This window comes from Candidatus Ichthyocystis sparus, from assembly GCF_900078745.1.
GTDB classification, from domain to species: Bacteria; Pseudomonadota; Gammaproteobacteria; order Burkholderiales; family 2013Ark19i; genus Ichthyocystis; species Ichthyocystis sparus.
Map to the genome: position 1 here is coordinate 1 of NZ_FKII01000094.1, position 1075 is coordinate 1075.

Sequence of the window (1075 nt, forward strand, 5' to 3'; positions counted from 1 at the left end):
CTCATGTACAGCTTGATCCTGGATTATTATCTCAACCTGAGCCTGAATTATTACCTCAACCTGAGCCTGGATTATTACCTCAACCTGAACCTGAATTACCACCCCAACCTGAACCCGTACTATTATTTCAGCTCGATCCTGGGTTATTATCTGGAGCTGTTGGAACTTATTTGTTTCTTGTTATTGAGCCAACTGTTCCTAGCGAATCTTCTTTGACTATTGGTGATGTTGTTCTAGTCTCGACTGCTGAAGGTGTTGCTCCTGGTTTGGGAGTTTTAGGGAGTGAGTTATCTGTATCCTCTCATGTACAGCTTGATCCTGGATTATTATCTCAACCTGAGCCTGGATTATTACCTCAACCTGAGCCTGGATTATTACCTCAACCTGAGCCTGGATTATTACCTCAACCTGAGTTATTATCTGAAGCTGTTGGGTCTTCTTTTTCTCCTATTGAGTCTATTGCTGCGTCAGTCGTTCCTAACGAATCTTCTTTGACTATTGATGATGTTGTTCTAGTCTCGACTGCCGAAGGTGTTGCTCCTGGTTTGGGAGTTTTAGGGAGTGAGTTATCTGTATCCTCTCATGTACAGCTTGATCCTGGATTATTATCTCAACCTGAGCCTGAATTATTACCTCAACCTGAGCCTGGATTATTACCTCAACCTGAGCCTGGATTATCATCTGAGCCTGAGTTATTATCTGAAGCTGTTGGGTCTTCTTTTTCTCCTATTGAGTCTATTGCTGCGTCAGTCGTTCCTAACGAATCTTCTTTGACTATTGGTGATGTTGTTCTAGTCTCGACTGCTGAAGGTGTTGCTCCTGGTTTGGGAGTTTTAGGGAGTGAGTTGTCTGTACCTTCACCTATACAGCTTGAGCCTGGGTTATCACCTCAGCCTGAGCCTGAGCCTGAGTCATTATATGGAGCTATTGGATCTCCTTTGTCTGTATCTTCACCCGTATCTTTATCTGAGCCTGCACCTCTATTCTTACCTTCATCTGAGTCGAGATCAGTTTCTGATATTTCCTCTGCTTCCCTGTCTACTGAGGAAGTTGGATTTAGATCGGCTACTATTGT

General features: G+C 43.4%; 1 protein-coding gene. It reads left to right on the plus strand.

The features are described from left to right. Positions 1 to 1075 (plus strand): hypothetical protein (locus A6733_RS09260; protein WP_176696811.1); only part of this gene is annotated, 1075 nt, incomplete at both ends.